This is a genomic window from Streptomyces hainanensis (assembly GCF_004348415.1).
GTDB classification, from domain to species: domain Bacteria; phylum Actinomycetota; class Actinomycetes; order Streptomycetales; family Streptomycetaceae; genus Streptomyces; species Streptomyces hainanensis.
In genome coordinates this window covers 1-3,125 of sequence record NZ_SMKI01000664.1, presented here as the reverse complement: position 1 = coordinate 3,125, position 3,125 = coordinate 1, and the positions used below count along the sequence as shown (strand labels likewise).

Sequence of the window (3,125 nt, the reverse complement as noted above, 5' to 3'; positions counted from 1 at the left end):
CCCTCACCCTCGTCCCCGCCCTGGTCGGCGGGTTCGCCGCCGTCCGGGCCCTCGGGTTCGCGGCGGTGCTCCCTGGCCAGGCCCTCGTTGAGCTCCCGGCGGCGGTGCTCCGCCATCTCGTGCCGCACGGCCATGTCCTCGGCCGACGCCGCGTGACGGGCCCGCCAGTACGGGTTGTCGTGCGGCAGCCGGCCGCTGATCCGCCCGTACATGCCGATCCCCATCAGCACCACGCCCACGACGAAGCTGAAGATGATGTTCTGGATGCGGAAGTCGAGGAAGTTGAGCCCCGTCCGCACGATCGCCAGGTTCACGAAGCCGCTGAGCACGAACAGCACGCCGAGCACCAGGCTCAGGTTGGACGCGAAGTTCCCGCCCTTGACCATCCCGCCGAACAGCAGCGCGCCCACCACGATCGACAGCCAGCTCAGCGCCCCGTTGCTGTTCAGCCCGACCACGGAGTTGTCGCCCGTCGAGAAGAACCCGGCGTCGCTGGCGACGCCGAACGCGCCGAAGATCACGAACCCGATCCCCATCAGCCCGGCCCCCACCCGGTAGACCCGGCTCAGCCGGTGGTGCCCGGGATGCCGCTCGTCCAGGACGGCCTGCCGGAACAGCTCGCGCGGCCCGCTGTGCGGCAGCCGCGGCTCGCCGTGCGGGTCCGTACCCAGTGCGCCGCGCATCGACGACCTCCTCAGGTGCTCGCCCCGAGACGACAGGACGCGCCGGGTACCCGGGGGTCCGCGCCCCCAAACCGGACCGCGACGCGTCAGCGGCCGGCCCGCATCTCCTCCACCACGGCGGCCACCGCGCCCCGCACGGCCTCCGTCTCGGTCAGGAACCGCCAGTAGTCCGGGTGGCGCCCGCCGGCCTCGAGATCGGCGATCGCCCGGTCGAGCCGCGCCACGGCGGCGTCGAGCGGCCGCGCGTGCCGCGGCTCGGGGATCGACCGGCCCGCCATCGCGAGCCGCTGCGCGTCCCTGATCACGAAGCGCGTCCGCTCGACCTCCTTCTCCGGGGCGAACGACACCTCGTTCAGCCGGCGCAGCCGATCGCCGGCGGCCGACACCGCCTCGTCGGTCTCGCCGAGCAGCGCCTGCACGCCGGTCAGCGTGGTCGTGGCGGCCTCGAACCGATGCTCGTCCCGCGCCCGGCGCGCCTGGGCCAACATCTCCCCGGCCCGGCGCACCGCGTCGGCGGCCCGCTCCGACACGCCCTGCAGGTCCTGCCAGCAGGCGGCGGTGAACCGGCGCCGCAACTCGCTCAGCACCGGCTCCACCAGCTCGGCCCTGGTGGTGATGGCCTCGGCGCGGGTGCGCAGCGACGACAGCCGGCGGTCGATCTCGGCGGCCAGCGTCGGCAGCCGGGACGCCTCGGCGGCGATCGTGCCGGCCCGCCGGTGGACGTCCTCGGCGCGACGGACGGTGGGCTTGATGCCGTGCCGGCCCGCACCCTCGTTGAGCAGCCGCAGCTCCGGCGCCAGCGCCGCCAACGAGGCCGCGAGGTCGTCGGCGCCCAGGCCGGCGGCGCGCGCCTCGTCCAACGCGGCGGAGGCCGCGCGCAACGCCTCCTTGGCGCGCTCCACGGCCGGCGCGACCTGCGCCAGCTGGGACGCGGCCCGCTCCTGGAGCGGCGCCAGCCGGGCGGCGAACCGATCGAGCTCGGACTTGACCTTGTGCAGCTCGCCCTGCGCCACCAGCAGCGCGGCCCGCGCCCGGTCGGCGGTGGCGGCGTCCAGGCCCTCGGCGTCCAGGTCGTGGGCGTCGACGGTGGCGATGTAGTGCTGACTGACCTGGTCGATGCGCTCGCCGAAGGCCGCGAAGTCGGCGGCGGCCCGGGCCGCCGCCGGCGAGTCGTCCGCGGCGCCGATGGCCTCCAGCGCGATCTCCAGGTCGCGCTGCGCCATGTCGAGGTCGTAGAAGGCGGCGGCCGCCTTGTCCTTGGCCTCCTGGGCCGCGGCCCGCAGATCCTCCACGCGCATCCGCCGCCATGGCCGGTAGCTTCCGCCCCCACCGCCGCCGAAGGCGGCAGGCAGCGCCGCGAGGAGCAGCAGGGGCAACGTCACGGACAGCCCGAGATGACTCCTGGAACGCCTCGCCCTCACGTCTCCCTCTCCCCGCCGTCGCCCGGCCGATACGTGTGAGGGCCATTGTCCCACTCGTGAGGCTGGGTAGGCCCTGCCCTAGCGGGAGCCGGTGCGCACCGTGATCCCGCCGTTGTGGCTGCGCGCGTCGACGACGGGCGCGGCGGCCTCGTCGTCCCGGGGCACGTCGACGTCGACATCGCCGTTGCGGGTCTCGGTCTCGACCCGGTACGCCGTGCCGTCGTCGGGCACCTCGATGGTGGTGCCGCCGTTGTCGGAGACCGTCTCGACCCGCTCGGGCACGGTGCTCAGGGTCAGCGAGAGACCGCCGTTGTGGGTCTTCGCGACGATCTCGGACGAGCTGAGCCCGGTGCCCTCGATCCGGCCGTTCCTGCTCTCCAGGGACAGCGGCGCCGAGACGTCCTCCACGGTGATCCGCCCGTTCCTCGTGTCGAGGGCCACCGGCGCCGAGGCGTTCCGGACGGTGATGCCGCCGTTGCTGGTGGTGAGGTCGAGCGGCGCGGCGAAGCCGTCGGCCTCCACGGCCCCGTTCCGCCCCCGGAGGGTCACGGCCACCTCGGCCGGCACACGTATCTCGTGCCGGGCGGCGCACTCCACGACGAAGCCCCGGCAGACGACGCGGAGCCGCAGGGTGTCGTCCGCCATCGACCACTCGATGGCGGTGGTGCCGGTCACCCGCCGCGCCTCGAAGGTGCGGGTCACCGCGACCTCGCCGGTCAGCGAGTCGTCCGGCACCAGCACGATCCGGCTGTTGTCGGCGTCGACGGTCAACGTCTCGCCCACCAGCGCGAACTCCCGCTCCTCGGGCGTGCCGTCGTGCGTCTCCCGCACCACGCAGCCGCTCAGGGCGGCGCCGGCCGCCAGCACGACGGCGGCGGCCAGCGAGGCGCGACGGATGGCGGCGGTGCTTCGGATCATGGGCCTTCTCCGGTCTCTGCCCCCCCCCGGTGCGGTTCCGGCGGGGGCGGTTCGTGTCGACGCTCCCGACGCTAGAAGTCCCGCCCACCACCCCGGAATCCGG

General features: G+C 74.6%; 3 protein-coding genes. All 3 read right to left on the bottom strand.

The features are described from left to right. The coding region (locus E1283_RS34345; RefSeq protein WP_132822084.1) for an MATE family efflux transporter at positions 1–683 on the bottom strand (683 nt) is incomplete at its 3' end. Between the two features lie 86 nt (positions 684–769). After that, positions 770–2,104 carry a hypothetical protein gene (locus tag E1283_RS34340; protein WP_207930650.1) on the bottom strand — a complete coding sequence of 445 codons (1,335 nt, stop codon included), beginning with the start codon at positions 2,102–2,104 and terminating at the stop codon, positions 770–772. 78 nt (positions 2,105–2,182) lie between these two features. Then, on the bottom strand, positions 2,183–3,022 hold the full coding sequence (locus E1283_RS34335; RefSeq protein WP_132822083.1) for a DUF4097 family beta strand repeat-containing protein: 840 nt from the start codon (positions 3,020–3,022) through the stop codon (positions 2,183–2,185). Positions 3,023–3,125: the final 103 nt, after the last annotated feature.